Genomic DNA, 26,261 nt, shown 5'->3' on the forward strand with positions numbered 1-26,261 from the left:
GCTTTATATATTTTGTTAAATTAGCTATGATAGAGTTAGTATATAATAATGAGATAAATGGTTTGAGGTGGTAGAGAATGGATAAAAAATTTAAGAATGTAGTTGCTTGGTTTCAAAAACATTTAACATGGATTAAACTTTTTTTTATTGGCTTTATTTTATTATTTGTTTTATCACAGGTTTTGAAAATTGCTTCGGATATAAATTACCAAGATTTAAAAAATAATTTGTTTTCACAAAGTCCACTAGCAATTATAATTATGCTAGTTGGTGGTTTAATTGCTATTTTACCTATGCTGATATATGATTTTACAATTGTAAAACTTCTACCAGGTGAGTTTACAAAAGAACATATTTTTAAATCAGGTTGGATTACAAATACATTTACAAATATTGGTGGGTTTGGAGGTTTCTTAGGAGCTTCATTACGAGCAACATTCTATGGAAAAAGTGCCAATCATAAAGAAATTGTCTTAGCTGTTTCTAAAATTGCTATTTTTTTATTATCTGGTTTATCAATCTATTCCATGATGGCTTTAGGTAGTTTCACTTTTGGCGACTACGGAATTGTGTTTAGGCGTTACTGGCCTTGGTTATTAGGAGGTTCCCTATATTTTCCGTTAGTTTTTATTTTTACCAAAATAAAAAGCAAAACGCTATTCGAAGATTTACCACTAAGCCGTGAATTACGACTAGTTTTTGCTTCATTATTAGAATGGGGAGCAGCAATGGGCTTTTTCATTTTAATTGGCTACTTATTGAAAGAACCGGTCCATTTAACTGAAGTTTTCCCTATTTTCGTGATTGCTTCAATCGTTGGGATTGTTTCTATGGTTCCAGGTGGTGTGGGAACATTTGATATTTTCATGATTTATGGCTTGGGTCAAATTGGTGTTTCTAAAGAGCTAGCTGTTATTTGGTTATTATTTTACCGGATCTTTTACTATATTATTCCATTCTTTATTGGGATATTATTTTTTGTACATGATGGCGGAAGTAGAATCAATCAATACTTAGATGGGTTACCTAAGATCTTACTACAAAAATTAGCGCATGTTTTCTTAGTTAGTTTTGTTTATTTTTCAGGATTTATGATGATTATTATTTCAACCGTTCCTAACTTAGCTTTTGACAATCCGATATTTGTCAGACTTTATCCTTTTACCTTTTTCTTTCTTACACAGCTAAGTAATGTTATCTTTGGCTTTTTATTATTAGGTTTAGCAAGAGGTATCGAAAGTAAAGTTAAAAAAGCTTATTTACCGACTATTATTATCTTAGGTTTTGGAATTATCAATACCTTGCAGAAAGATTTCTCATGGGGATTGACTATTTTTTTAGGTATTGTCTTAGTAGCGGTTTACGTTTCTCGACATGAATTTAAACGGGTTAAATTAACCTATTCATGGGGAAAAATATTACTTGATGGTGTTGTTATTTTTGGTACATTAGTATTATATATTATTATAGGCTATTTAAATTCACCACGTTTTCATCATCGGAAACCAGTGCCTCATTACTTTTTATTCCCATCACATACTGTTTGGATAGCAGGTTTTATTGGAGTGATTGCTGGAATAGCGAGTTTTATGTTGATTCTTGCTTATTTAAGACGTTCAAAAGAGAAAATTGGGACTTCATTTGATGAAACTCGATTAATGCGTTTGCTGAGTCAATTTGGAGGAAATGAAGTTAGCCATTTAGTATTTTTACGTGATAAGAGATACTATTTTTATCAAGAAGAGAACGAGGATCAAATTGTTTTTCAATACCGAGAAGAAGCAGATAAATTAATTATTATGGGTGAACCGATTGGAAATCAAGCCTTTTTAGAAAAAGCAATTGTTCATTTTATGGATGAAGCTAATCGATTTGGTTTTTCTTTAGTTTTCTATGAAGTCAGTGGATCACTAGTCACAATTTTGCACGAATTAGGTTACGATTTTATGAAAGTTGGAGAAGAAGGCCATGTAAATTTACCAGACTTTACTATATCGGGTAAAAAAAGGCGCGCAGAAAGAGCTTTAATGAATAAATTAGAGCGGGAAAACTTTCATTTTTCTATTTTAGAGCCCCCTTTTACGCAGGATACGTTTACTGAATTAAAAGCTGTCTCAGATAATTGGTTGAATCATAGGCAAGAAAAAGGTTTTTCATTAGGCTTTTTTGATGAGTATTATCTTAATCAAGCAGCGGTTGCAGTTGTGACAAACGAGGCTGGAAATATAGTCGCTTTTGCAAGTATGATGCCGTCAGGAACAGATAAATTAATTTCAATTGATTTAATGCGTCATCATTTGGTTGATGCTCCACCAGGGGTAATGGATTATTTATTTGTTCAACTTTTTGAGTCGAATCGAGAATTAGGTTATGAAAGTTTTAATATGGGGATGGCACCACTATCAAAAGTTGGCGTCACTAGGTATAGTTTTTTAAGTGAACGGATTGCTGGCGTGATTTATCGATACGGAACGAAATTTTATGGTTTCCAAGGATTGCGTAAATACAAAGAAAAGTATGTCACAAATTGGATTCCTAAATATGTCGCATTCCGTAAGAAAAGTTCAATTTTATTTACGATGCTTCAACTTGTTATAGTTGTTGGTAAAAAAAAGAGCCTAACTAATCACTCCAATGATCAAATAGAATAATCAGAAATGTAGTCGGAAAGGAGGAGTTAGTTTGGAGAGTAGGCAAATTTTATCTTATGAACGGATCGAACCATGGCTAACTTTAAAGGTTAAGGAATTTACTAAAGAAGGCTATCCAACCATTACTGAAGATGATTTATGGCGCTTTTTAGTTAGTTTTAGTTGGAAACGAACAACTCCAGAACACTATTATCAACAAATTAAACAAATTGTTCGAATCACTGTGAATGATTATCTTGATTTTGCATCATTAGAAGCGCAAGTCTATCAAGTTGAGTCCCTTAGTGAAATGGACTTAGAGGGTTTATTATAAATAAAAATAAAAGGGAAGCTAAATTCTTTTGTATAGTAAAGAATTTAGCTTTTTTTGGTCTGATTGTGAATTAAGTTCAAGTTTATTTTTTAATAAAAGGTTAAAAATAACTATTTTTTTATAATTTAAACGTTTACATTCAATATTAGTGAAAAAAATCACAAAAAACTATTTACAAAACTTGGAAAACAGGTTATGATGTTCTTGTGAAGTAATTAACAAACAAAATAAGTTTTCCAAATATAGGAGGAAGCAAAACATGGCTAAGACTAAAACAGAAAAAAAAGTAGCAGTGGTAGAAGAAAATGATGTTCAACAAATGATTGATACGTTAGCAGCAAAAGGACAAGCAGCATTAAAAGTATTAGAAACATTTGATCAAGAAAAGATTGACTACATTGTTCACCAAATGGCGATGGCAGGATTAGACCAACATATGCCACTTGCAAAAATGGCTGTTGAAGAAACTGGCCGTGGGATTTACGAAGATAAGTGTATTAAAAATATGTTTGCAACAGAATCAATCTGGAATTCAATTAAACATAACAAAACAGCTGGCGTAATTAGTGATGATCAACAAACACAAATTACAGAAGTTGCAACTCCAGTTGGTGTTGTTTGTGGTGTTACACCTGTAACAAACCCAACTTCAACAACGATGTTTAAAGCAATTATTTCACTTAAAACACGTAATCCAATTATTTTCGCTTTCCATCCATCAGCTCAAAATTGTTCTGCAGCATCTGCTAAAGTTTTGTATGATGCAGCAATCAAAGCAGGTGCTCCTGAAGGCTGTATCCAATGGGTTGAAAAACCTTCAATTGAAGCAACAAATTCACTAATGAATCACCCTGATATTGCGATTGTTTTAGCAACTGGTGGTTCAGCAATGGTTAAATCAGCGTATTCAACTGGAAAACCCGCTCTTGGAGTTGGTCCTGGTAATGTACCAAGTTATATTGAAAAAACAGCAAAAATTAAACGTGCAGTTAATGATGTCATCGCTTCTAAATCATTTGATAATGGTATGATTTGTGCATCAGAACAAGCAGTGATTGTAGATGAAGAAATTTATGATGAAGTTAAAGCAGAATTTGTGAAACATCAAGTTTATGTTGTAAAACAAAAAGAAATTGCTCAATTAGAAGCAGTGGTTATGAATGAAGGTAAATATGCCGTTAATCCAGCAATTGTTGGTAAATCAGCATACGAAATTGCTAAATTAGCAGGAATTGATGTTCCTGAAAGAACAAAAATATTAATCGCTGAAATCGCTGGGGCTGGTGAAAAATATCCATTGTCACGTGAAAAATTATCTCCAGTATTAGCAATGATTAAAGCTACTTCAACTGAACATGCTTTTGAGCTATGTGATACAATGCTTGAATTAGGCGGATTAGGTCACTCAGCAGCGATTCATACATTAAACGATAATTTAGCACGCGAATTTGGAATTCAAATGAAAGCTTGTCGTATTTTAGTAAATTCACCAACAGCACAAGGTGGTATCGGTGATTTATATAATAATATGATTCCTTCATTAACATTAGGTTGTGGTTCATACGGAAAGAACTCAGTTTCTAAAAACGTATCAACAATTAACTTGATGAATGTCAAAACAATCGCGAAACGGAGAAATAATATGCAATGGTTCAGATTACCTTCAAAAATTTACTTTGAAAAAAATTCTTTACAATACTTGCAAAAAATGGAAAATGTTGAACGTGTATTCTTAGTTTGTGATCCTGGAATGGTTCAATTTGGTTATGCAGATTTAGTTATTAAAGAGCTAAATAAACGTAATAATGCGGTTCAAATCGAAGTCTTTTCACAAGTAGAACCAAACCCATCTACAAATACAGTTGAAAAAGGTACAGAAGCTATGTTAGCTTTCAATCCAGATACAATTGTGGCTCTTGGTGGTGGTTCAGCAATGGATGCTGCTAAAGGAATGTGGTTATTCTTTGAAAAACCAGAGACAGAATTCTTTGGAGCAAAACAAAAATTCTTAGATATTCGTAAACGTACGTATAAAATCCCTGCTTTAACAAAAACACAATTTGTTTGTATCCCAACAACATCAGGAACAGGATCTGAAGTAACTCCATTTGCTGTTATTACTGATAGTGAAACACATGTTAAATATCCTTTAGCAGATTACGCATTAACACCAGATGTAGCGATTATTGATCCTCAATTTGTTATGAGTGTGCCAAAATCTGTTACTGCTGATACAGGAATGGATGTACTGACACATGCGATTGAATCTTATGTTTCAGTGATGGCAAGTGATTATACTCGTGGTTTAAGTTTACAAGCGATTAAATTAGTATTTGAAAACTTGAAAAACTCATATGAATTAGCAAATGAAGAAGCAAGAGAAAAAATGCATAATGCTTCAACAATGGCTGGTATGGCTTTTGCTAACGCATTCCTAGGAATTAACCATTCAATCGCTCATAAAATTGGTGGAGAATACAATATTCCTCATGGTCGTACAAACGCAATTCTATTGCCACATGTTATTCGTTACAATGCAAAAGATCCTTCTAAACATGCATTGTTCCCTAAATATGAATTCTTCCGTGCGGATGAAGACTATGCTGATATCGCTCGCTTCATGGGATTCAAAGGAAATACAACAGCTGAATTAGTTGAATCTCTAGTTCAAGAAATTATCAAATTAGGTAAATCATTGAATATTGATATGAGCTTGAAAGGTCAAGGTGTGACGCAAGAAACACTAGATACAACTGTTGATAACATGGCTGAATTAGCCTTTATGGATCAATGTACAACTGCAAATCCTAAAGAACCATTAATCAGTGAATTGCGCCAAATCATTATTGATTCATATATTGGTGAATAAGCGCTAATCATTTGGTAAAATAAATTGAATTAGCCTGTTAAACCTATCAGATGTCATCAAGACGCTGATAGGTTTTTCATTTTACTTAGCTAGAAAAATAAAGAATCAATGAATCCAATAAGAAAAACTTGAAAACAGCTTTGAATTTCGTTATGATTATAGGGAGCAAAAAATAAAAAGGTAATTATAATAAAAAAAGTTTGTTGAACCGTTTAACTCTGGCAGAAAAATAGGGAAATTTGATGTGACGTTTTTTGTCACCTCGAAATTTCATCTTTTTTCCGAAGAGTTGGTTCAAAAGAACTGGCCTAATAAAAAGTTTGTCGAGTCGGGGAGCTTTATTAAAAGCTTGCTGAGTACTACTCAGGGTCGGCTAAAGAATAGGAAAATGGGAGGAATGACGGTTTTTTGTCATTTTTACCATTTATCTTTTTTTCGAAGAGTTGGCTCAAAACAATTGGCCTAATAAAAAGTGTGTTGAGCCGAATAAATTTATAAGAAATAGCTCTATAAGTATGGCTATCTAGGCAAAAGAAAGGTGAGGCATAATGACGCCCAATAAAGAAGACTACCTAAAAATAATTTTTGAACTTGGTGGAGCCCATGCAAAAATTAATAATAAACAAATTGTGACTGGGTTAAACGTCTCGGCTGCTTCGGTTAGTGAAATGATGTCAAAATTATTAAAGGATGGCTATGTAGAACATACTCCTTATCAAGGTGTTCAGTTAACGGATGCTGGACTTTTAAAAGCAGGAATATTAATTAGAAAGCATCGTTTATGGGAAGTCTTTTTAGTAGAGCATTTAGGGTACTCATGGAATCAAGTTCATGATGAAGCCGAAGTTTTAGAACATGTTACTTCCGGAACATTGGCAGACCGCTTGGAAAATTATTTAGAATTTCCTGACATTTGTCCTCATGGTGGTGTGATTCCTGATAAGGATGGCACGATTGTAGAGCAAACATTGCCAACGTTGATTGAAGCCAAAGTGAACGAAATGATTGAATTAAAACGTGTTCTAGATGACCGTGAGTTATTAGATTATTTAGTTGCTGCGGGTTTGAAAATTGGAGACAGATGTAGCGTATATGAAGTTGGTGCGTATGAAGGACCTATTACCTTAATAAAAGATGATGAAAAAATTCAAATTAGTTATAAAGCAGCATGTAATATGTTTATACAAATTTTATAAAATGAAAACTAAATAGAAAGTGATTGCCCTTTTCTATAGTGCAAAAAGAGTTGTGAGTATCTCCAGGATATTTGTAACTCTTTTTTGTTATGTTCAAAATACCGAAAATCCAATAATTTTACAGTATTCAGTAGTATAACGCTTCAAAAGAACTCTTGTTCGTGTTATACTACTACTAAAAGTAGGTCAACTCTTCGGAAAAAAATACCTGGTAAAAATGACAAAAATCGTCATTCTTTACATTTCCTATTTTCTTGCCGAAGTTAACCGACTCAACGAGCTTTTTATTAGGCCAGCTCTTATGAGTCAACTCCTTGAGAAAAAGATAAAAATTCGAGGTGGCAAAGAGCGCCACATCAATTTTTCCTATTTTCTTGTCGGAGTTAACAGACTTAACGAGCTTTTTATTTAGGAGGTGTAGAAAGGATGGATGGTGTAATTCAATTTGCGGAACCTGTAAGAGATACTTCGCGAAAAATTATTCATGTGGATATGGATGCTTTCTATGCCTCTGTAGAGGAACGAGAAAATCCTGATTTAAAAGGTAAGCCTCTGGTTATCGCAAGACATCCAAAAGACAACGGGGGACGAGGTGTAGTGACAACGGCTAATTATGAAGCACGGAAATTTGGGATTCATTCGGCCATGAGTGCACAAAAAGCTTATGAACTTTGTCCACATGCTATTTTTGTTCCTGGTAGACATGAGCTTTATTCAGAAATATCAGCTGAAATTCGTGAAATTTTTAAACATTATACAGACTTAATTGAGCCGCTTTCTTTAGATGAAGCTTATTTAGATGTAACAGAGAATAAAAAAAATCTGAAAAGTGCGACTCAAATCGCCTATTTAATTCAAAAAGAAATATGGGAAACACTGCATTTAACTTGTTCAGCAGGTGTTTCATATAATAAATTTATTGCAAAACTAGCTTCTGATTACAAAAAACCAGCTGGAATCACTGTTATTCCACCAGAGAAGGCTTTAGACTTTTTAAAAGCTTTAGAGATTGGGAAGTTTTATGGAGTTGGGAAAAAAACTGCTGAAAAAATGTATGAACGAAATATTTTTAATGGTGCTGATTTATATAAGCTTAGTGAATTAGAACTCATTCATCTTTTTGGTAAAATGGGCTATTCTTTATATCGTAAGGTACGAGGGATTGATAACTCAGCAGTTCAACCTTCAAGGGAGCGGAAGTCTGTGGGACGTGAACATACTTATGGAACCCCCTTAACGACGGAAGAAGAGGTATTATCAGAACTTCGTTTTTTAGCTGGAAAAGTTCATAGTTCATTAACACGTAACCAAAAACATGGGAAGATTGTCGTTTTGAAGTTACGAAATACGGACTACGAAACAATGACGAAAAGGATTAGTTTGCCTGCTTATGTCAAGGGTAGTGAGGAAATTTTTTTTCACGCTAGAAATTTGTGGGAAGAAGTTGGATCGCTAGACAAAGGAATTCGTTTAGTGGGTATTACCATAACTGGTTTAGATCCAATTACTTTTGAAAATATTATTTTACCTTTGTGGGATAAGAATAAGTTTTATTAGTTTATTTTTTTAGGTTATCTTCTTGTTTTATAAATAACTAAGAGATTGATAAAGTTTAAATTCCTTTATCAATCTCTTAGTTATTTTTTTATTCTGTATGAATCGTATATAGCGACTTGTAATTCAAGAAAAACAACGCTATAATTAATTAATACTAATACAGTTTTAACATTGTATTATAACATACAGGAGGGCTTAAAAATGAAGATATCATGGCATGGACAGTCTTGTATAAGAATTATAACCAATACAGATCAAACAATTTTATTTGATCCTTATATTACAGGAAACCCAACCAGTGATTTAAATGCTGAAACAGTTGAGGCAGACGTCATTATTATAACCCATGCTCATAATGATCATATCGGGGATACAGAAGCCATTGCGAAACGTACGAATGCATTAATTATTGCAAATGTAGAAATAGCCAACTACTTTTCTAACAAAGGCTATCGAACTCACGGAATGCAAATGGGTGGAAAACACCAATTTGATTTTGGTTTGATTAAAATGACCCCTGCGATTCATGGCTCAACTTATGAAATTGATGGACTCCAGTTAACTTTAGGATTAGCAGCTGGAATCATTTTATCAATAGAAAATAAAACATTTTATCATGCTGGTGATACAGCTTTGTTTAGTGATATGCAGCTTATCGGTGCATTTAAGCCAATTGATATCGCTTTTTTACCAATTGGTGATAATTATACGATGGGTCCAGAAGATGCAGCATTAGCTGCCGAATTACTAGCTGCCAAAAAAGTAGTACCCATTCATTACAATACGTTCCCACTTATTCATCAAGACCCTGAGGAATTTACTAAATTATTAGCTAAAGATCAAGGAATCATTTTGGAAGTTGGGGCACAATTAACTCTATAAGAAAAGAAACCGGAGGACAGCAAATGCCTACGAAACATGATCAAATATTAGCCTACATTGAAACACTTCCAGTTGGAGAACGAATTTCAGTTCGACTAATTGCAAAAAATTTACAAGTAAGTGAAGGAACGGCATATCGTGCCATAAAAGAAGCTGAAAACGTTGGTTTAGTCTCTACAATCCAACGAGTTGGAACGATTCGAATTGAACGGAAAATGAAAGAGCATTTTGAAAAATTAACTTTTGGTGAAGTTGTTAAAATCATTGAGGGTGATATTTTAGGTGGGATTGCTGGATTAGATAAAAGCTTAAATAAATTTATCATAGGAGCCATGACGGAAGAAGCTATGCTACGCTACATTACTCCTGGTTCGCTAATGATTGTTGGGAATCGAGTAGGAGCTCAACGTCTAGCCTTAAAAAATGGTGCAGCTGTCTTAATTACTGGTGGATTTGATACCTGTGATGAGATTGTTGAGTTGGCCAACCAATTTGAATTGCCAGTTATTCGTACAACTTATGATTCATTTACAGTTGCAACAATGATCAATCGAGCTATGACAGATCAACTAATAAAAAAAGATATTATGTTAGTTGGAGATATTTATACAAATTTAGAGAAAACGATGTACTTAAATAGTGATGCAACAGTTGCGGATTATCGCAAACTAAATGATAAAAGTCGGCATTCACGTTTCCCAATTGTAAATAAAAAAATGCGCTTAATTGGAATTGTTACAGCGAAAGATGTTGTTGGAAAACCAGATAATTTGGGTATTGACCGTGTGATGACAAAAGATCCATCTTGTGTGAAAACACATATGAGTGTAGCGAGTGTTGGACATTTGATGATTTGGGACGGGTTGGAAGTGATGCCTGTAGTAAAAGATGATTTAACTTTGATGGGGATTGTTTCACGACAAGATATTATGAAGGCCATGCAATTAGCTCAAAGACAACCACAGGTGGGGGACACAATTGCTGATCAGATTGCTGAACAGCTAGAATTAACTAGTGACGACCCAACTCAATGGGATGCAGCCATTCCTTCCTTTAAGTTTAGCGTTAGTCCGCAAATGACGAATAGCGTTGGAACTATTTCTTTTGGTGTTTTAAGTGAGTTGGTAGCTAATGCTTCTCAAAGAACCTTGCTTGCTTATCAAAAGCGCAATGCTGTTATTGAACAAATGAATTTGCACTATTTTAAAATGATCCAATTAGAGAGTGAATTAGAAATAAAACCTCGTGTGTTAGAAATAGGGCGTCGTTCTTCAAAGTTAGATATAGAAGTTTTTATTGAAAATACCTTAGTTGCCAAAGCGATTGTTATTTGCCAATTAATGGAACGCACCTAGTTATCAATTTATGAAAAGAGGAACGAACGATGTCGCAAGAAGTATTTGATCAAATTTTAAATGAAATTAAACACTATAAAACAATTATTGTACACCGTCATAAAAGACCTGATCCAGATGCTTTAGGCTCTCAAGGTGGCTTAGTTGAAATCTTAAAAGCAAGCTTTCCTGATAAACAGATTTTAAAAGCAGGAGGCCCAGTTGAAGGATTACAATTTTTATCAGAAATGGATCCAGTGACTGCAGAAGATTATAAAAATTCTTTGGTAATTGTAACCGACACGGCAAATAGTCCAAGAATTAGTGGCGATGACTATACATTAGGGGAAAAATTAATTAAAATTGATCATCATCCTAATGATGAACCCTATGGAGATATTGTTTTTGTGAATACCAAAGCGAGTAGTTGTAGTGAAATTATTGTTGATTTTTATGATTACCATAAAGCTGAATTAAAGCTAACAGATGAAGGTGCTCGATTGTTATATGCGGGGATTGTTGGAGACACAGGGCGTTTTCTTTATCCTGCGACAACTTCACATACGCTGCAAGTTGCAGCTGAGTTGATGACCTATAATTTTTCAGCAACAGATTTAAATAATGAATTAAATGTGATGAGCCCATCAGTTGCGCTACTATCCGGTTATGTTTTACAAAACATAGAAGTAAATGAGCTAGGTGTCGGTCGTGTTATTTTAACAAAAGAATGCTTAGCTGAATTTGGAGTAGCTGACTCTGAAACTGCAGCAGTCGTTTCTCTGCCTGGTAGTATTGAAGGAGTTTTATTATGGGGGATTTTTGTTGAACAACCAGAAGGCTATTTCCGTTGTCGTTTACGCTCAAAAGGGCCAGTGATTAATGAAATTGCTAAACGTCATCATGGTGGTGGACATCCGTTGGCAAGTGGAGCAAATGCAAAAGATTTAGCCGAAGTCGCTGAAATTATGAGCGAATTTGATGAAGCCGCTAAAAATTGGAATGTCTAAAACATGTTACAAACTTAAAAAAGATAAGTTCCTCGAAGGTGTTATATCCTTCGAGGTTATTTTTATTTTGTTACACTATTGTATTCATATGTAGTTATAAACAAGTGAGTAGTAAAACCATTAGTTTCACTCGGAAACTATTTGAAAAAAAGAGAAATTCCTAAAAAGTAAACCGATAGCTTTCTTGGGATTTCCTATTTTTCTGAAGTGATTAAAACTTCGTATTTAAAATCGTATAAAAGGAGTAGGAAGCTAAATGAAAAAATTTACTGTAAACGTAAAGATTGATCGCCCAATAGGATACAAAGATAAATTTGGGACGGTCTACCCAGTTAATTACGGATTTGTTGAAGGTGTCATTGCGGGAGATGGCGAAGAACAGGACGTTTATATAATTTCTAAAGAAATTAATGAGGAACTAGTAGTTTTTGAAGGTGAAGTAGTCGCTGTTATTTATAGAAAAGATGATATTGAGGATAAATGGGTGGCTACAAAAATAGGAGAGAAACTTTCGCATAAAGAAATTAAAAAAAGTGTTGAGTTTTTGGAGCAATATTTTGATTCTGAAATAAAAATGCTAGAATGATTATTTTCTTTAAGTTTTTATCAAATTATAGCTCTTTTATTTAGTTTAAGGTCATAAAATGCTAAACTAAATAAAATAAGGTAAAAGGGAGCGGTCAGTCAATGCGTATTTTAAGGAAAATCATGTTGTTTTTGGTGATTACAATGGTTTCACTAGGCATTGGCTATTATTATGGAAGTCAAAGCCAGATTGGCTCAGAGAGCAGTAAAACGACACAACCAGTCTCAAATAAAACAACAGAAGATACCAAATCCTTAAAAACGAATGAAGAGATAAATGAAGAAGAGAAAAGTACACCTCCAGACCAGTCAGAATCTGAGTTGGAAATTATAGAGGCTGAGATTCACCGCCTAGTGAACGAGGAAAGAGAAGCGCAAGGAGTGCCTTCTTTGGCTATTAATCCACAGTTAGTAAAAGCTAGTCGTAAACGTTCGGAAGAGATTGTGACAGATTTTTCTCATGAACGTCAAGGTATTTCTAGTTTTTCCATATTTAAGGAGCCTGAATATGAATACATTTATCAAGCTGTAGGTGAAAATATTGTGATGGCAACTTACCAAGGTTCACCGAAGGAAATGGGCGCCTACTTTTTTAAACTTTGGAAAGAAAGTCCAGGGCACTATAAAAATATGATTAGTCCTAACTTTAATGAGGTAGGGACTGGAATTTATAAGCAAGATGGAATCCTATATGGGACCCAGTTATTTGGTACACCTAGAAATTAGTTAGCTAAAAAGCCGGAAATTAAGATGACAAGCATCTTAATTTCCGGCTTTTATGATTATTTTTGTGGGTTCCAAAACCATTTGAAACCATCAGAAGCTAATAGCTGATCGCTACAAACAGGTCCCATTGATCCACTTGGATAATTAGGGAACTCTGGTGTTTCTTGATCCCAGGCTTCACGAATTACATCTACAAAGCGCCATGAACTGGCAACTTCATCCCAATGCGTAAAGTTTGTTGCGTCACCATTTAAACAATCTAAAATTAATTTTTCATAAGCTTCTGGACTATTAGCAGAAGTCTCAGCTGAATTTTTATGTTTTAGATTTAATAGTTCTGTTTCTAAACCTTGGCCAATTTTTTTAGAATTTAATTGAAGTGAGAAGCCTTCAGTTGGTTGAATATAAATAGTTAAAACATTTGGTTCTAATGGCACGCTATGATCGTCATTAAATAAATTTAAAGGCATGTTTTTGAATTGAATATTTATTTGAGTGCCTTTTTCTCTTAACTTTTTACCCGTACGAATGTAGAAAGGAACTCCAGCCCATCTGAAATTATCAATTAAGACTTTTCCAGCCACAAATGTTTCAGTTGTAGAATCATCCGCAACATTTTCTTCTTCACGGTAACCTAAAGAATTTTCTCCGTTCACAGTGCTAGGTCCGTATTGGCCACGAACAAAATAATTTCGGACTTCTTCTGGACTGAAAATACGAAGCGAACGAAGAGCTTTAATTTTTTCATCGCGAATTGCTTCATCTTTTAATTCAGTAGGTGGCTCCATTGCTAGCAACGAAACAACTTGCAGAATATGATTTTGAACCATATCACGTAGGGCACCACTTGTGTCATAGTAGCCACCACGTTCTTCAACGCCCAATGATTCACTTAATGTAATTTGAATGTTATCAATGTAACGATTATTCCACATTGATTCAAAAATAGCATTAGCAAAACGAACTGCAGAAATATTTTGAATCATTTCCTTACCTAGATAGTGATCAATACGGTAAATTTGTTCTTCTTTGAATGAAGAACGGATTTGGTTATTTAATATAGATGCACTCTCATAGTCATGTCCAAAAGGTTTTTCAATAATTAAACGATTGAAGCCTGTGTCATTAATTAATCCTTGGTCTTTTAAATGTTCTGTGATGGTACCAAAAAATTGGGGAGACATCGCTAAGTAATAAATATGATTCTCTTCTAATTTATACTTTTCATTTAGTTTTTGAGACAAAGTTTTTAAAGAAGCATAGTGTTCAGTGTCGGTTACATTATGGGCTTGGTAGTAAAAATGACTAGCAAACTCAATTGCATCCTCTTTTGATTCAGTTATTTCTGCTATCGTATCCAGTACAATTTCACGGTAATACTCATCGGACCATTCTCTTCTAGCTGTTCCAATAACGGCAAACTTTTTATTTAAAAAGCCTTTTTTATATAAACGATAAAGGGACGGATATAGTTTTCTACGAGCTAAGTCTCCGGTTCCTCCAAAAATGGTGAACAATGCAATTTTTTCTTCAATCATCTAAGTTTCCTCACCTTCAAAATCTAAATTCACCGCTAATTAAATAGGGTTATCTTATATATTGTACTGTTTTATTGCCGTTGACGCAATAAATAAAATTTAGATTAGAAAAAACAATGCATTTTATCATTGAAAACACATTAATTTACGCCGTAAGCAAATGAATTTTTTTAAATTTAAAAAATAAAATCATAAATATGCGCCACTTAAAATTGAGAAGAATCATTATTTTTAAGGTTAGAAAAAAATTTAGTGAGGATTGCTAGATAAGGCACTATTGTAGTCGTTTTTATGTTATAATACTAAGGATTGAAATGAGCAAGAAGAGAAACGAGGCGAAAATATGGAACATACATTTGAAAAATTTGGCTTACAACCCTTTTTAATAGACGCAATTCAAGAAATTGGCTTCACTAAACCTACTGAAGTTCAGGAAAAACTTATTCCTGAAATTATGAAATCAGAAAGCGTAATTGGCCATTCACAAACAGGAACTGGGAAAACACATACTTTCCTATTACCGTTATTTAATAATATTGATCCTTTAAAAGAAGAAGTGCAAGTGGTGATTACAACTCCAAGTCGTGAATTGGCTGAGCAGATTTATCAAGCTGCGTTACAATTAGTCAAACATGCACCAAATAAAATTATTGTTCAAAGTTTTGTTGGAGGAACGGATAAAAAACGTCAGCTAACAAAATTAGCAGGAACACAACCGCATGTAGTTATTGGGACACCAGGTCGTATTTTAGATATGATTAATGAGAATGCATTACGCGTTCATACTTCTCCAGTTTTAGTTATCGATGAAGCAGATATGACATTAGACATGGGCTTTTTAACTGAAGTGGATCAAATTGCTAGCCGTTTGCCTAATAATCTGCAAATGTTAGTTTTTTCAGCAACAATTCCAACAAAGTTAAAACCATTTTTAAAAAAATATATGGAAAATCCTCACTACGAGCATATCCAACCTAAATCGGTCATTTCACCAACTATTGAAAATTGGTTGATTTCGACTAAAGGACGCGATCGAGTAGATGTTGTTTATCAACTATTAACAACAGGTACACCATATCTAGCCATTGTTTTTGCAAATACAAAGCAAAAAGTTGATGAGTTAGCAGATGGTTTGAAATCGCGCGGTCTAAAAGTTGCGAAAATCCATGGTGATATTCCTCCTCGTGAGCGTAAACGTGTCATGAAGCAAGTTCAAAATTTAGATTACCAATTTGTTGTAGCGACTGATTTAGCTGCTCGTGGTATTGATATTGAAGGTGTTTCTCATGTTATTAATGCAGAGATTCCACGTGATTTAGATTTCTTTATCCATCGTGTTGGGAGAACTGGAAGAAATGGAATGAAAGGTACTGCAATCACGTTATATGCACCAAGTGATGAAGGGTTGGTCAATGATATTGAAAAATTAGGAATTGAATTTGTTCCTAAAACAATTAAAAATGATGAAATCGTGGATACGTTTGATCGTAATCGTCGAAATCATCGTGACAAAACAACCAAAGAAACATTGAATCCAAGTATGCGTGGAATGGTTCAAAAAGCGAAGAAAAAAGTTAAGCCAGCTTACAAAAAGAAAATGAGCCGGACGATTAAAGAACACAACGAACAAAAGCGTCGTGTTGAACGTCGTAGTCAAGCAAGAGCCATTAAAAAAGCCAATAAAAAGAAATAGCTGAGAAAGTAGTGCCTAGAATTAGGTACTACTTTTTTTTTGCAGGCGAGCTCTTATGAGCCAATTCCTCGATAAAAAGATAAAAATTTGAGTTGGTAAAAAGCACCACATCAATGTTTCCTATTTTCTTATCGGAGCTGAATGGACTCAACGAGCTTTTTTTAGCATTTTGGTAAGACAACAAAAAAACAGCTCCCTTTAGATAGTAAAAGGAACTGCTTTTAGATTATTCAGGTTTTGGTAAAGTTCTTAAGGCCAAATAATAAAGGTACACAGTTACAATCAAACTCAATTCAGTTTGGTAGGCAATTCTAAGGCCAAATAAATTAAAGAGTGTAAAAATAATAGTTGGTAGAGTTGAGGCAAAAAGTGTCATTTTAAATACATGACTGAAAGGTAAGCGACGTCTTGTCAAAGCTGTTACTAAGTTTGCAAAAACGGTATATAAGAAATTAAATAATAAGGTTAAAAATAAGGAAAGTAGGAGCATTAAGATAAAAGCAATAACTAAGATAAAGCCGGTCATGCGCTGCATAGATGCCAAAATATTAACAAAAAATTCTTTGGAAAGACCGTCCATTTGCTGATAAGTTAAGCTAATCGGTTGGCTAGCATTATTAAAATGTAGTCCATCTTTTAAAAAGCCAATGCCAACAAGGTTTTCAGATAAATCTTCTTCTAATTCTGGCTTTGTACCTTCAGGATCAAAGACGAAATTAATAGAATGAGTTTTTTTTGAAAAAGAATCAATCGGTTCGTCAGTGATAAATTCTCCATTTTTAATACTAAACTCAGGCATTTCCGAGATGATTGTCTGACCATCACGATTAAAATCAGTTAAAAGTTGATAACTTTGCAGAAATGCAGGAATCGCTGAAATAAATGCGATGAAAAGGAAGTAAAGAAAGACTTTTCCTTTTTTTAAATTAGCTGCTGCAGTCAGCTGTTCTGGTTTGCTTAATGAAGCGATAAATAATTTAGTTAATTGAATAATGCTCACTCCCATAGTTTCGAATTGACTTGTGGTTATTGCGTTTAAAAAACGAAGTCATCTTTACTATTGTAAACTTTTGGTGAAGGAAACTCAACAGTATTTGGTATGAAAGTTAATGCAAGGAGTCTGATCAAAAACTAAATTCATTTTTTTAGAAGAAATGAAGCAGAAACTTTGAAATTTCACTTAAGACGTGATACATTTAGAGGGTAGTCGCCAAGTAAGTGATTACATAAAAAACTTTTATTGGAGGAAGATACAAATGACTTATACAGTTCCAGAATTACCTTATGCTTATGATGCACTAGAACCAAATATTGATGCAGAAACTATGCATTTACATCATGATAAACATCATGTAACTTACGTAACCAATTTAAATGCGGCAATTGAAAAACACCCTGAATTAGGTGAAAAAACAATTGAAGATTTAGTTAGCAACTTAGATGCAATTCCTGAAGATATTCGTACTGCTGTACGTAATAACGGTGGAGGACACGCAAACCATTCATTCTTCTGGGAAATCTTATCACCAACAGGTGGTGGAGAACCAACTGGTGAGGTTAAAGACGCTATTGACGCTACTTTTGGTAGCTTTGCAAAATTCCAAGAAGATTTTGCAGCAGCAGCAACAACTCGTTTTGGTTCAGGTTGGGCTTGGTTAGTTTTAGATGGTGGCAAATTAGCAATCACTTCAACTCCAAACCAAGATACACCATTATCAGAAGGTAAAACACCTATTTTAGGCTTAGATGTATGGGAACATGCTTATTACCTAAATTACAAAAATGTACGTCCAGCTTATATTAAAGCATTTTGGAACCTAGTAAACTGGGAACAAGTTGCTAAACACTATGCAGCTGCTAAATAGATTGAATGAAACTTTCTTACCTATTTTAGGTAAGAAAGTTTTTTTGTATAGAGGTAATCTAGCCAGTGATAAAAATAAGGTGTAGTTAGATTTGTGAAAAAGTTAGAATTTTCATGATAAAAAAATAAGTGTTAATGATTTTCAGTCATTAACACTTATTTTTATTTAATTATTTAATAAAATTTCAGGAGATATTTACACCTAAAGCAGCAACTAGAACTAATGATTGTTGAGGGTTAATTGTGCAACCTTTCAGCAAATCAAAGGATAGAGCTATCTTTTCAAAAATTGAAGTACTAAAATCTAACCCTCGTAAATCAGTGTTCATAAAATTAGCACCATCTAAATTACATTGATCAAATTGTAATTTTTGCCATTTGACTTCAAAAAAATCACTTTCAATTAACGAAGTTGCTTCAAAAACAACACGTTTAAATGTGGTATAACTAAAAAAGCTGTAGTTTCCAAAACAGTCCTCAAAAGAAGTATCCAGGACCATCCCTTCTGAGAAGTTACATCCAACAAATTTACTGCCTTTTAAAAGGCTTCGATGTAGAATAACCCCAATCATTTCCGTATTGCTGATATTGCATTTATGAAACTCAACATCCAATAATTCTAATTGATGGAAAGTCATATTTTCAAATGTCACGTTGATAAAGCGACTATGTTTAAAGCATACCTTATCTAATTGGCGATTAGATAAAGTACAATTTTCAAATAAACAGTTTTCATAAAAAGCTTCGTCTTCAATTTCATCAAAATCAGCTAGAATTAATTGCTTTGGAATTCTAGGTAACTCTTTTTTTATGGGCTTCATTTCGGTTTTGTCTCCTTTAATTGAACTTGATTGTGACTATGTTTCCCTTTGGTAAAAAATAGGTGCGAGGCAATCAGAAGCCCGCCACTAAGCAAACTAATAATTACGGCTTCTTTAAAATACGGTGTACGGTAACGCATTTCAACTTGGTGTTTGCCTTTAGAAATAGGCACAGCCATTAATGTATCTAAGACTTTTTTTGATTTCACTGGTTTACCATCAATTTTAACGGTCCATCCAGGACTATCAGGGATCGTCGTCATTAGAATTTGATTGTCGTTTTGGATTGTTACATGACCTTTAAAGTAGGTTTCTCCGTAACTATCTATAGTTAATTGATTCGCTTTTAAATTAGTTATAACAGATTGAAAAGCCGCTTCGTTAAAACGATAAAGATGAAAATTATCAAGCCATAATGTATCTTCTAAGAGTTCGAAGGAAATAGTAATAGTTTCACCTTTTTGTCGACTTGCAACGTTGATTACAATTGAATCACGGTAGGTCTTATACTGATTCAATACTTTCCCATTTAAATAAATGGTGGCATTCTTTTCTTTAATACTTGGACCTAGCGTAATATAGTACGGATCATCTGTTTGAGGTGTAAATTGAAAATCAACCGTTGCTTTTTTATTTGCAACTTGTTTTTTATAGGTAATATTTTGCATATTGCCATTTGAAGTCACATTTTGAAAAACAGTACTATTGAAAGCTAAAGGTGTGAAGTAACGAATTCGTTCATCTTTTTGGTCCATACTTTGGAGTAAATTTTCTTGTAATTGAATCGGTTGGCCAATTAATAACTTTTCTTGGAGCAACTGTTCATCGGCCCCAAAGGCTATTGGTAGCGCATTTGGGTTTTTAAAAATTGAAATAAATTCATGGCTATTTTGTTTTAAATAGTAGCGTAAATCAGGTTTGTTAGACATCACATTTAAGGTTAAGTCTTGCTTCGTTAAGTTGCTTTCCGATTTAGTAAAATTCTCTAGTACATTTTCATTTAAAGGATTATCAGGTAAAGAATCTGTTGCTAATTCCGATGATGAGTCTAGATAATTTCCTGGAAGTTGATAAAGAGTATTATTTTCACTAGCAAAATATTTAATGCCAAAAAATGCATCTGTAAACAATGTTCCGTTAGAATAAGTGACAAAACCATTCCCGACTGGAAAGCCTAAATTGCCAAAAAGTGTGGGGATTTCTTTTTCAAAAGTCGAACTGAAATGAGTCACACTTGGATAACCAAATTGAAAACTATCATTTTTTGAACGTAAAAAAGTTTTTTCAATTCGATAAAAATCAGAATCATTTTCTTGAATTTGATTGATGGCAGAGCCAACTTCTTTTTTATAATCTAAGAAACTGGAATTTGTTACATAACTTAATCTAGATAGATCAACAGTGGCATTAATGGTCATTTCAGCAACACTAACGAGAAAAAAGGCTAAAGGCAACCAAAAATAATTTTGTGCTTTTAGAATTAAAAGCAAGACAATCAGAACAACAAAGAGAGAAGTTAAAATAATCTGCGCTTCGTAAATGAAATCAAACTGAGCCTTCAAAAGATAAACAGAGGCAAGTGCAGTTAAAGAAAGTGTTAGGATAATGCCCCAAATAGGTATTTTTTTCAACTGCATAAAACTTCTAAAACCTAATAAAATCATAAAAAAGCAGAAAACAAATGAAAAGCGATAAGGGTACCAAATAGGATATTGCATCCCATGCCACATTAAATTAAGTGCTTTGATATTCATGGATAGAATTAAAAATATACTGACTAATAATGCGCCAAAACGTTCACGAATTGGAAAAGCCCGATTAAAAAAGAAGCAACCAAATGAAATAAGCGCTAAACTGCCAATAAAAACATTGGGTGTTCCATCAGGCATCTGATCAAAATTAAAGGCGCCTAGATAGAATTTAGCTATAATTTCTTGAATAGGATAATTGAAATTCCAATCTAATTTGAAATTTGTGTAACTTGCCTTACTAGCTAACAAAGCATTGAAGGTTGGGATCAATAAGAAGGCTGAGAGTCCACCAGCTAATAAAGAATACCAAGCAAACCGTAAAAAAGTTGTGAAAAAATAAATAATTTTCTTTTTTAAAGCAATTTTGTTAGGAAAATGAATACCTGTTAAACGGAAGAAAAAATAGACAACAGTGAAAATACAAATCATATAGGCAATGTAGTAATTTGCTACCAGCATAATAGCTAAAAAGAGGGTATAAAAACTACCTTTTTTTGTAATAAGTAATTTCTCAATTCCTAAAATAACCATGGGTAGAAAAACAAGTCCATCTAACCACATAATATTTAATTGATTGACAATCGTATAGCCCATTAATGCATAGCTAATCGAAAAGGCGGCCAAAATAAATCCTTTGCCATCGAATGCTTTTTTTAGAAGAATACCAAAAGTTAGTCCAGCAGTACTAATTTTTATTAACGTTAAAGTAGTAACGGCTAAAGTAATTAATTTGGGTGGAAAAAGGATTAAAATTAAATTAAAAGGACTGGTTAAATAATAAGCCCAAAGCCCAATCATATCGCCACCAATTGCTTTAGAAAAAGAATAAAAAAAGCTTAAAGGATTGTGGAGCAAGGTTTCACGATAATAAGCATAAAAATCAACATATTGTTGACCGAGATCAACCGTTAATAAGGTGCTATTTCCAAAGGGATAAACGCCTTGGAATCCATAAATTGTGGCCATAATAATAAAAGGACCAAAAAACGCTAGTAAAAGTGGCCAATGACTTTGGAAAAATTTTTTAATGGCTTGAAGCAAATTTGACATAGTTCACATGCACTCCTTAGAAAAACACTTTGAACTCTAAATTTTTTTTAAGAATTCAAGTTTTTGTTACTATATTTAGTATCTTGTTATAGAATAGCATAGAACGGGTTGAAATTAACTGAAAATTATTTAATATTGGTGAAACTTTAATAAATTTGTTACAATCAAATAGAATCAGTAAATGAACAGGATGGTGGAATAGTGGCAGAATCAAATGGTAGTATGAAAAAGAAAAAATCCCATATTCCTTTTCGTTTAAATTTGTTATTTTTTATTGTCTTTCTTTTATTTGCAAGTTTAATTGTTCGATTAGGTTATTTGCAAATTGTTAAGGGAGAAGAATTTGAAGCAGAAGTTAAGCGAACGGAAATGACAACGGCAACCGGAACGGTTCCCCGTGGGATGATTTATGACAGTCAAGGACGTCAATTAGTTGGTAATACAGCTCTACAAGCAATTACCTATACTAGAGGTGCGCAAGTTAGTGGGAAAGATATGATGAAAATCGCGACTAAACTCGGTACCTTTATTCAGATGACACCAGATAGCATAGAGGATTTAAATGAGCGGGATTTACAAGACTATTGGGCAATTGTCCATGAAAAAGAATTAAATAAACGTTTAAGTAAAAAAGAACTTGAATTAAAAGGATCTGAGTTATATCAAGTTCAATTATCAAAAATTACGCCTGAAGATCTTGCACCGATTACAGAACAAGAAAAGCAAGTGGCAGCTATTTTTAAAAGAATGAACGGTGCGTATGCATTAACAACAACGTATATTAAAAGTAAAGATGTTTCTGATACGGAAATTGCAGCAATTAGTGAGAATTTAGTTGATTTACCAGGTGTTGATACGTCGACAGACTGGCAACGTGTTTATCCTGAAGGTGAAATGTTACGAAGTATTTTAGGGAGTGTAACCACTGAAAAAGTTGGTTTACCCGAGGATCAAGCAAGTGCGCTGTTAGCTAAAGGTTATGCTAGAAATGATCGTGTTGGGAATAGTTATTTAGAAAAACAATACGAAACAGTGTTAAGTGGTTCAAAATCAAAATCAGAAACAGAAACGAATGCAAATGGTGATATTATCAATACGATTGCCAAGTACGAAGGTTCTAAAGGCGATAACTTAGTTTTAACCATTGATATTGAGTTTCAAAAACAAGTTGAAGAAATCACTAAAAATGCTCTTAATGGAATTTTAGGTGGTTTGACAGATAGAATGTATGTCATGGCCTCTGACCCTCATACAGGGGAAATATTAGCGATGACCGGCCAGAAATATAATTTCGAAACCAATCAAATTGAAGATGATGCATTAGGTGTCATGAATAGTCAATACACGATGGGATCTTCTGTCAAAGGGGCGACTGTCTTGGCTGGCTATATGGATGGTGTCATTAGCTTAGATAATAACATGATTCTAGATCAACCTTTGCTATTTAAAGGAACAGCATTAAAAAGTTCGTGGTTTAACCGAAACGGCAGCAACGAATTAATGTCAGATGAAACAGCCTTAGAAGTTTCTTCTAACTCGTATATGATGCAAATAGCTATGCGAATGGGTGGTCAAAACAATTATGTTCCTAATGGAAGCCTGGATATTGATATGAACTTAGTTTTTTCAAAATTAAGATCGTATTATGCGCAATTTGGATTAGGAGTCCCAACTGGAATTGACTTGCCAGGTGAATCAACTGGTTTGCCAGGCGAACAATCCAATGCAGGGTTAGCTCTCGATTTCGCTTATGGTCAATTTGACACCTATACAACGCTTCAACTAAATCAGTATATTTCAACAATTGCCAATGGTGGAAATCGAATTGCACCGCGTGTTGTGAAGGAAATTCGAGAAACAGATGAGGATGGCAAGTTAGGTGCGCTTCAAACTGAGCTACAGCCAAATATTCTTAACCGAGTGAATGTAGGAAATGAAGAAATTAAACGGGTTCAAACAGGGATGTACAATGTGGTTCATGGTAGCCATAGAAATAAAACAGGTACCGGAAGTTTAGTAGCATCACCTAACAACATTGCTGGTAAAACAGGTACAGCAGAGGCCTTTTATTATGGGCCTCAAACAGCAATGAATGGTACTTCCGTATACAATCTAACATTTGTTGGGTATGCGCCAGCTGACAACCCAGAAATTGCAGTGACTGTCGTTGTGCCATTTATGCCAAATGATAAAAATACGATCAATAAAGATGTAGCTAGTGCTGTTTTTAATGCCTATTTTGATATGAAAAAATAAATAATGAAAAACGATAAGAAAAACATCTCCTTAACTGGTAATGTTTTTCCTATCGTTTTTATTTAGACAAAAAATATAAAAACCCAAGAAACTAAGATAGATAGTTTCTTGGGTTTAATTTCTATTTAACGGTGTGTAATGATTTTTGCAATTTGTTCGTAAGACATTGAGCTGTTCACTTCATAAGAACCATCACGGATATACATTTCATAATCATTAGCAGACAAGAATTGAGTAAATTCATTTGCGTCTTTAATGATTCCTTGGCTAGCTAATTGATCAACAGCGGCACTAGTTGGATCACCTTGACCAATAACTAAAGTATATTTTTTGACTTTATCTTCTTCAGCCTTTTTCTTCGCTGCTTCTTCATCAGCTTTCTTTTTAGCGGCTGCAGCTGCAGCGTCAGTTGCTTTCTTATCATCAGCTGTTTTAGAACTAGAATCAGTTTTAGAGCTATCAGTTGAGCTACTATCACCAGTTACTTTTTCAAGTTCAACTTTAGTTAGAAGCTCTTCATATTTTTCTTTATAAGACTTTTCATCTGCAGACAAAGTTTTTTCTTTCTTAGCTGTTTCACTACTTTTTGCAGTTGAAGTTGAAGGTTCATACAGAAAGAGACGATAACCTGAAAGAACCAAGGCAGAAACTAAAAAGCCGACTGCTAAAAAGCGTAATGCAGGTCTATTCATTTATAATTCTCCTTTGAATTTTAATTTTGTTCAACGTACTCATTTACAACAACTTGAACAGTTGCAAGTGATAATTGTGTTTGTGACGCAATATTTTCAAGAGATACGCCTTGTGTGTATAAGGTAACCACATGATTTTTCAATACATCGTGAATTTTCATTGAAGAAGAAGTTTCTTCTGATTGAATATTCAGTTCATTTTCAAGCGCTGCTACGCGATTTTTTAAATGATAAATATCTTGCATCAATTGCAAAGATAATTCTTCAAATTCTTCTTGTACTTTTTCTCCATTGTCCTTTTTGTAGAAAGACCATACAATCAATGCGACTGAAATAATCAATAGGATAATAACGATCCACCAAATGTCCATTTTTTAAATCACCTCTTTCATTAAATCTCATTAGTTAGTGTACCATATTTGACCGTCTAAAAGTATTTTGTAAAATAAATTTAATATTTAAATGAACAAAACTTAAGAGTTTTAAATGTAGGAAAATAGTTTAAATTCCTTGTAAAGTAAAAAAACTTTACAAAGTATAAAAAAAAGCTAGCAACTTTTGCAAAAAAATGATATGATATTCAAGTCCGAAGATAACAAAAATGTTTCTTCAAATATGGTTGAATGCTTGGAGGGAAGAACATGCGTGTAAACATTACATTGGAATGTACTGAGTGTAAAGAACGTAATTACCACTCAAAGAAAAACAAACGTAACAATCCAGATCGTGTAGAATTTAAAAAATATTGTCCGCGTGAACGTCGTATGACATTACATCGTGAAACAAAATAACAACAGGAATCCTGTTGTTTTTTTTGTATTCAAAATGTAATAAATTTCACATGTATTGATAGGCTAACGTAGATAATTAGAAATAAAGTTAGAGGGTGGGGGAGCTAATGGATAAAAGTATAGTAAGAGTTGAGTTAATTGAAAGATTAGAAAAACTCTCTGAGGTTGAGAAGGCTAAAATTGAAAAAAGACTTGTTGAAAAATTACTTGCTCATAGTTGGTGGGAAAATGCCTCCACAATTGGATTAACTTTAGCTCAAGCGCTTGAAATTGACACAAAGCCTCTGATTAAAGCAGCTTGGCAATCGGATAAAAAGGTAGTTGTTCCTAGAACTAAAAAAGCGGGACAAATGGATTTTGTCTATTATACGCCAGAAACAAAAATGGAAAGGTCTTCATTTGGCATTTTAGAGCCGATAAAATCATTACCAGCTGTCCCAAAAGAGCAAATTCAATTACTGATAGTTCCGGGGGTAGGTTTTAATTCAGCTGGTTATCGAATTGGTTTTGGAGCTGGTTATTATGATCGGTATTTGGCAGATTATCAAGGGAAAACAATTTCTTTAGCGCTTCCTCAACAACTAACAAATGATTGGACTGTAGATTCATACGACATTCCTGTTCAGTTAATTTTGACTTAAGTTTGCTGAAAATAGACTAGAAAATAATGTGGGAGTTCGCTATA

21 protein-coding genes are annotated in these 26,261 nt (G+C 33.7%); 15 read left to right on the forward strand and 6 right to left on the reverse strand.

Annotation, left to right across the window (positions count from 1 at the left end):
* Positions 1 to 77: 77 nt before the first annotated feature.
* From mprF to MHI00_RS06845, 10 genes are all read left to right on the forward strand, one after another.
* Positions 78 to 2,651: a bifunctional lysylphosphatidylglycerol flippase/synthetase MprF gene (gene mprF, locus MHI00_RS06800; protein ID WP_341112215.1), complete on the forward strand. Its 2,574-nt coding sequence runs from the start codon at positions 78 to 80 to the stop codon at positions 2,649 to 2,651.
* Between the two features lie 31 nt (positions 2,652 to 2,682).
* Complete coding sequence (locus MHI00_RS06805; RefSeq protein ID WP_010054266.1) at positions 2,683 to 2,964, forward strand: post-transcriptional regulator; 282 nt, start codon at positions 2,683 to 2,685, stop codon at positions 2,962 to 2,964.
* 259 nt (positions 2,965 to 3,223) lie between these two features.
* A complete protein-coding gene (gene adhE, locus MHI00_RS06810) occupies positions 3,224 to 5,833 on the forward strand; it encodes a bifunctional acetaldehyde-CoA/alcohol dehydrogenase (RefSeq protein ID WP_010054267.1) in 2,610 nt (869 codons plus the stop codon).
* A 548-nt stretch (positions 5,834 to 6,381) separates the two neighbouring features.
* Positions 6,382 to 7,029: a metal-dependent transcriptional regulator gene (locus tag MHI00_RS06815; RefSeq protein ID WP_010054269.1), complete on the forward strand. Its 648-nt coding sequence runs from the start codon at positions 6,382 to 6,384 to the stop codon at positions 7,027 to 7,029.
* Positions 7,030 to 7,455: 426 nt separating this feature from the next.
* Positions 7,456 to 8,586 (forward strand): DNA polymerase IV, encoded by a 1,131-nt coding sequence (dinB, locus tag MHI00_RS06820; protein WP_010054270.1) that lies wholly within the window; start codon positions 7,456 to 7,458, stop codon positions 8,584 to 8,586.
* 201 nt (positions 8,587 to 8,787) lie between these two features.
* Complete coding sequence (locus MHI00_RS06825; protein ID WP_010054272.1) at positions 8,788 to 9,468, forward strand: metal-dependent hydrolase; 681 nt, start codon at positions 8,788 to 8,790, stop codon at positions 9,466 to 9,468.
* 23 nt (positions 9,469 to 9,491) lie between these two features.
* The gene (locus MHI00_RS06830; RefSeq protein ID WP_010054273.1) at positions 9,492 to 10,823 is read left to right on the forward strand and encodes a DRTGG domain-containing protein; all 1,332 of its coding nucleotides are present in this window, start codon (positions 9,492 to 9,494) and stop codon (positions 10,821 to 10,823) included.
* A gap of 29 nt (positions 10,824 to 10,852) precedes the next feature.
* Complete coding sequence (locus MHI00_RS06835; protein ID WP_322808726.1) at positions 10,853 to 11,809, forward strand: DHH family phosphoesterase; 957 nt, start codon at positions 10,853 to 10,855, stop codon at positions 11,807 to 11,809.
* Positions 11,810 to 12,065: 256 nt separating this feature from the next.
* Complete coding sequence (locus MHI00_RS06840) at positions 12,066 to 12,395, forward strand: inorganic diphosphatase (RefSeq protein WP_056999517.1); 330 nt, start codon at positions 12,066 to 12,068, stop codon at positions 12,393 to 12,395.
* 101 nt (positions 12,396 to 12,496) lie between these two features.
* On the forward strand, positions 12,497 to 13,120 hold the full coding sequence (locus MHI00_RS06845) for a CAP domain-containing protein (protein ID WP_187958286.1): 624 nt from the start codon (positions 12,497 to 12,499) through the stop codon (positions 13,118 to 13,120).
* A 56-nt stretch (positions 13,121 to 13,176) separates the two neighbouring features.
* Here MHI00_RS06845 and zwf read toward each other — a convergent pair whose 3' ends face one another.
* A complete protein-coding gene (zwf, locus tag MHI00_RS06850; RefSeq protein WP_010054279.1) occupies positions 13,177 to 14,658 on the reverse strand; it encodes a glucose-6-phosphate dehydrogenase in 1,482 nt (493 codons plus the stop codon).
* A 343-nt stretch (positions 14,659 to 15,001) separates the two neighbouring features.
* Here zwf and MHI00_RS06855 point away from each other — a divergent pair, with 343 nt between their 5' ends.
* Entirely contained in the window at positions 15,002 to 16,351 is a 1,350-nt protein-coding gene (locus tag MHI00_RS06855) for a DEAD/DEAH box helicase (RefSeq protein ID WP_010054280.1), read from the forward strand.
* Positions 16,352 to 16,577: 226 nt separating this feature from the next.
* Here MHI00_RS06855 and MHI00_RS06860 read toward each other — a convergent pair whose 3' ends face one another.
* Entirely contained in the window at positions 16,578 to 17,357 is a 780-nt protein-coding gene (locus tag MHI00_RS06860; RefSeq protein ID WP_332629173.1) for a DUF1189 domain-containing protein, read from the reverse strand.
* A gap of 250 nt (positions 17,358 to 17,607) precedes the next feature.
* Between MHI00_RS06860 and MHI00_RS06865 the strand changes: the two genes are divergently transcribed.
* Positions 17,608 to 18,216 carry a superoxide dismutase gene (locus MHI00_RS06865; RefSeq protein WP_010054283.1) on the forward strand — a complete coding sequence of 203 codons (609 nt, stop codon included), beginning with the start codon at positions 17,608 to 17,610 and terminating at the stop codon, positions 18,214 to 18,216.
* Between the two features lie 184 nt (positions 18,217 to 18,400).
* Here the strand turns inward: MHI00_RS06865 and MHI00_RS06870 are convergent, their stop codons facing one another.
* Both MHI00_RS06870 and MHI00_RS06875 read right to left on the reverse strand, forming a co-directional pair.
* Positions 18,401 to 19,036, reverse strand: coding sequence for a pentapeptide repeat-containing protein (locus MHI00_RS06870; protein WP_332629171.1), 636 nt, complete (start codon positions 19,034 to 19,036; stop codon positions 18,401 to 18,403).
* Positions 19,033 to 21,837 (reverse strand): YfhO family protein, encoded by a 2,805-nt coding sequence (locus MHI00_RS06875; protein WP_332629169.1) that lies wholly within the window; start codon positions 21,835 to 21,837, stop codon positions 19,033 to 19,035. Before MHI00_RS06875 ends, MHI00_RS06870 begins: the two co-directional genes overlap by 4 nt.
* Before the next feature lie 201 nt (positions 21,838 to 22,038).
* On the opposite strand from MHI00_RS06875, the gene MHI00_RS06880 reads away from it, so the two are divergent.
* Positions 22,039 to 24,093 carry a peptidoglycan D,D-transpeptidase FtsI family protein gene (locus tag MHI00_RS06880; protein WP_010054286.1) on the forward strand — a complete coding sequence of 685 codons (2,055 nt, stop codon included), beginning with the start codon at positions 22,039 to 22,041 and terminating at the stop codon, positions 24,091 to 24,093.
* A 125-nt stretch (positions 24,094 to 24,218) separates the two neighbouring features.
* On the opposite strand, the gene MHI00_RS06885 is transcribed toward MHI00_RS06880, so the two are convergent.
* Both MHI00_RS06885 and MHI00_RS06890 read right to left on the reverse strand, forming a co-directional pair.
* Complete coding sequence (locus tag MHI00_RS06885; protein ID WP_015076658.1) at positions 24,219 to 24,785, reverse strand: hypothetical protein; 567 nt, start codon at positions 24,783 to 24,785, stop codon at positions 24,219 to 24,221.
* A gap of 20 nt (positions 24,786 to 24,805) precedes the next feature.
* Positions 24,806 to 25,156, reverse strand: a complete 351-nt coding sequence (locus tag MHI00_RS06890; RefSeq protein ID WP_010053312.1) for a hypothetical protein — start codon at positions 25,154 to 25,156, stop codon at positions 24,806 to 24,808.
* 270 nt (positions 25,157 to 25,426) lie between these two features.
* Between MHI00_RS06890 and rpmG the strand changes: the two genes are divergently transcribed.
* Both rpmG and MHI00_RS06900 read left to right on the forward strand, forming a co-directional pair.
* Positions 25,427 to 25,576, forward strand: a complete 150-nt coding sequence (gene rpmG, locus MHI00_RS06895) for a 50S ribosomal protein L33 (RefSeq protein ID WP_010053313.1) — start codon at positions 25,427 to 25,429, stop codon at positions 25,574 to 25,576.
* A gap of 107 nt (positions 25,577 to 25,683) precedes the next feature.
* Positions 25,684 to 26,217 (forward strand): 5-formyltetrahydrofolate cyclo-ligase, encoded by a 534-nt coding sequence (locus MHI00_RS06900; protein WP_010053314.1) that lies wholly within the window; start codon positions 25,684 to 25,686, stop codon positions 26,215 to 26,217.
* The last annotated feature ends 44 nt before the right edge of the window (positions 26,218 to 26,261 follow it).

It is taken from the genome of Carnobacterium sp. FSL E2-0243 (genome assembly GCF_038003605.1).
Classification (GTDB): Bacteria; Bacillota; Bacilli; order Lactobacillales; family Carnobacteriaceae; genus Carnobacterium; species Carnobacterium maltaromaticum.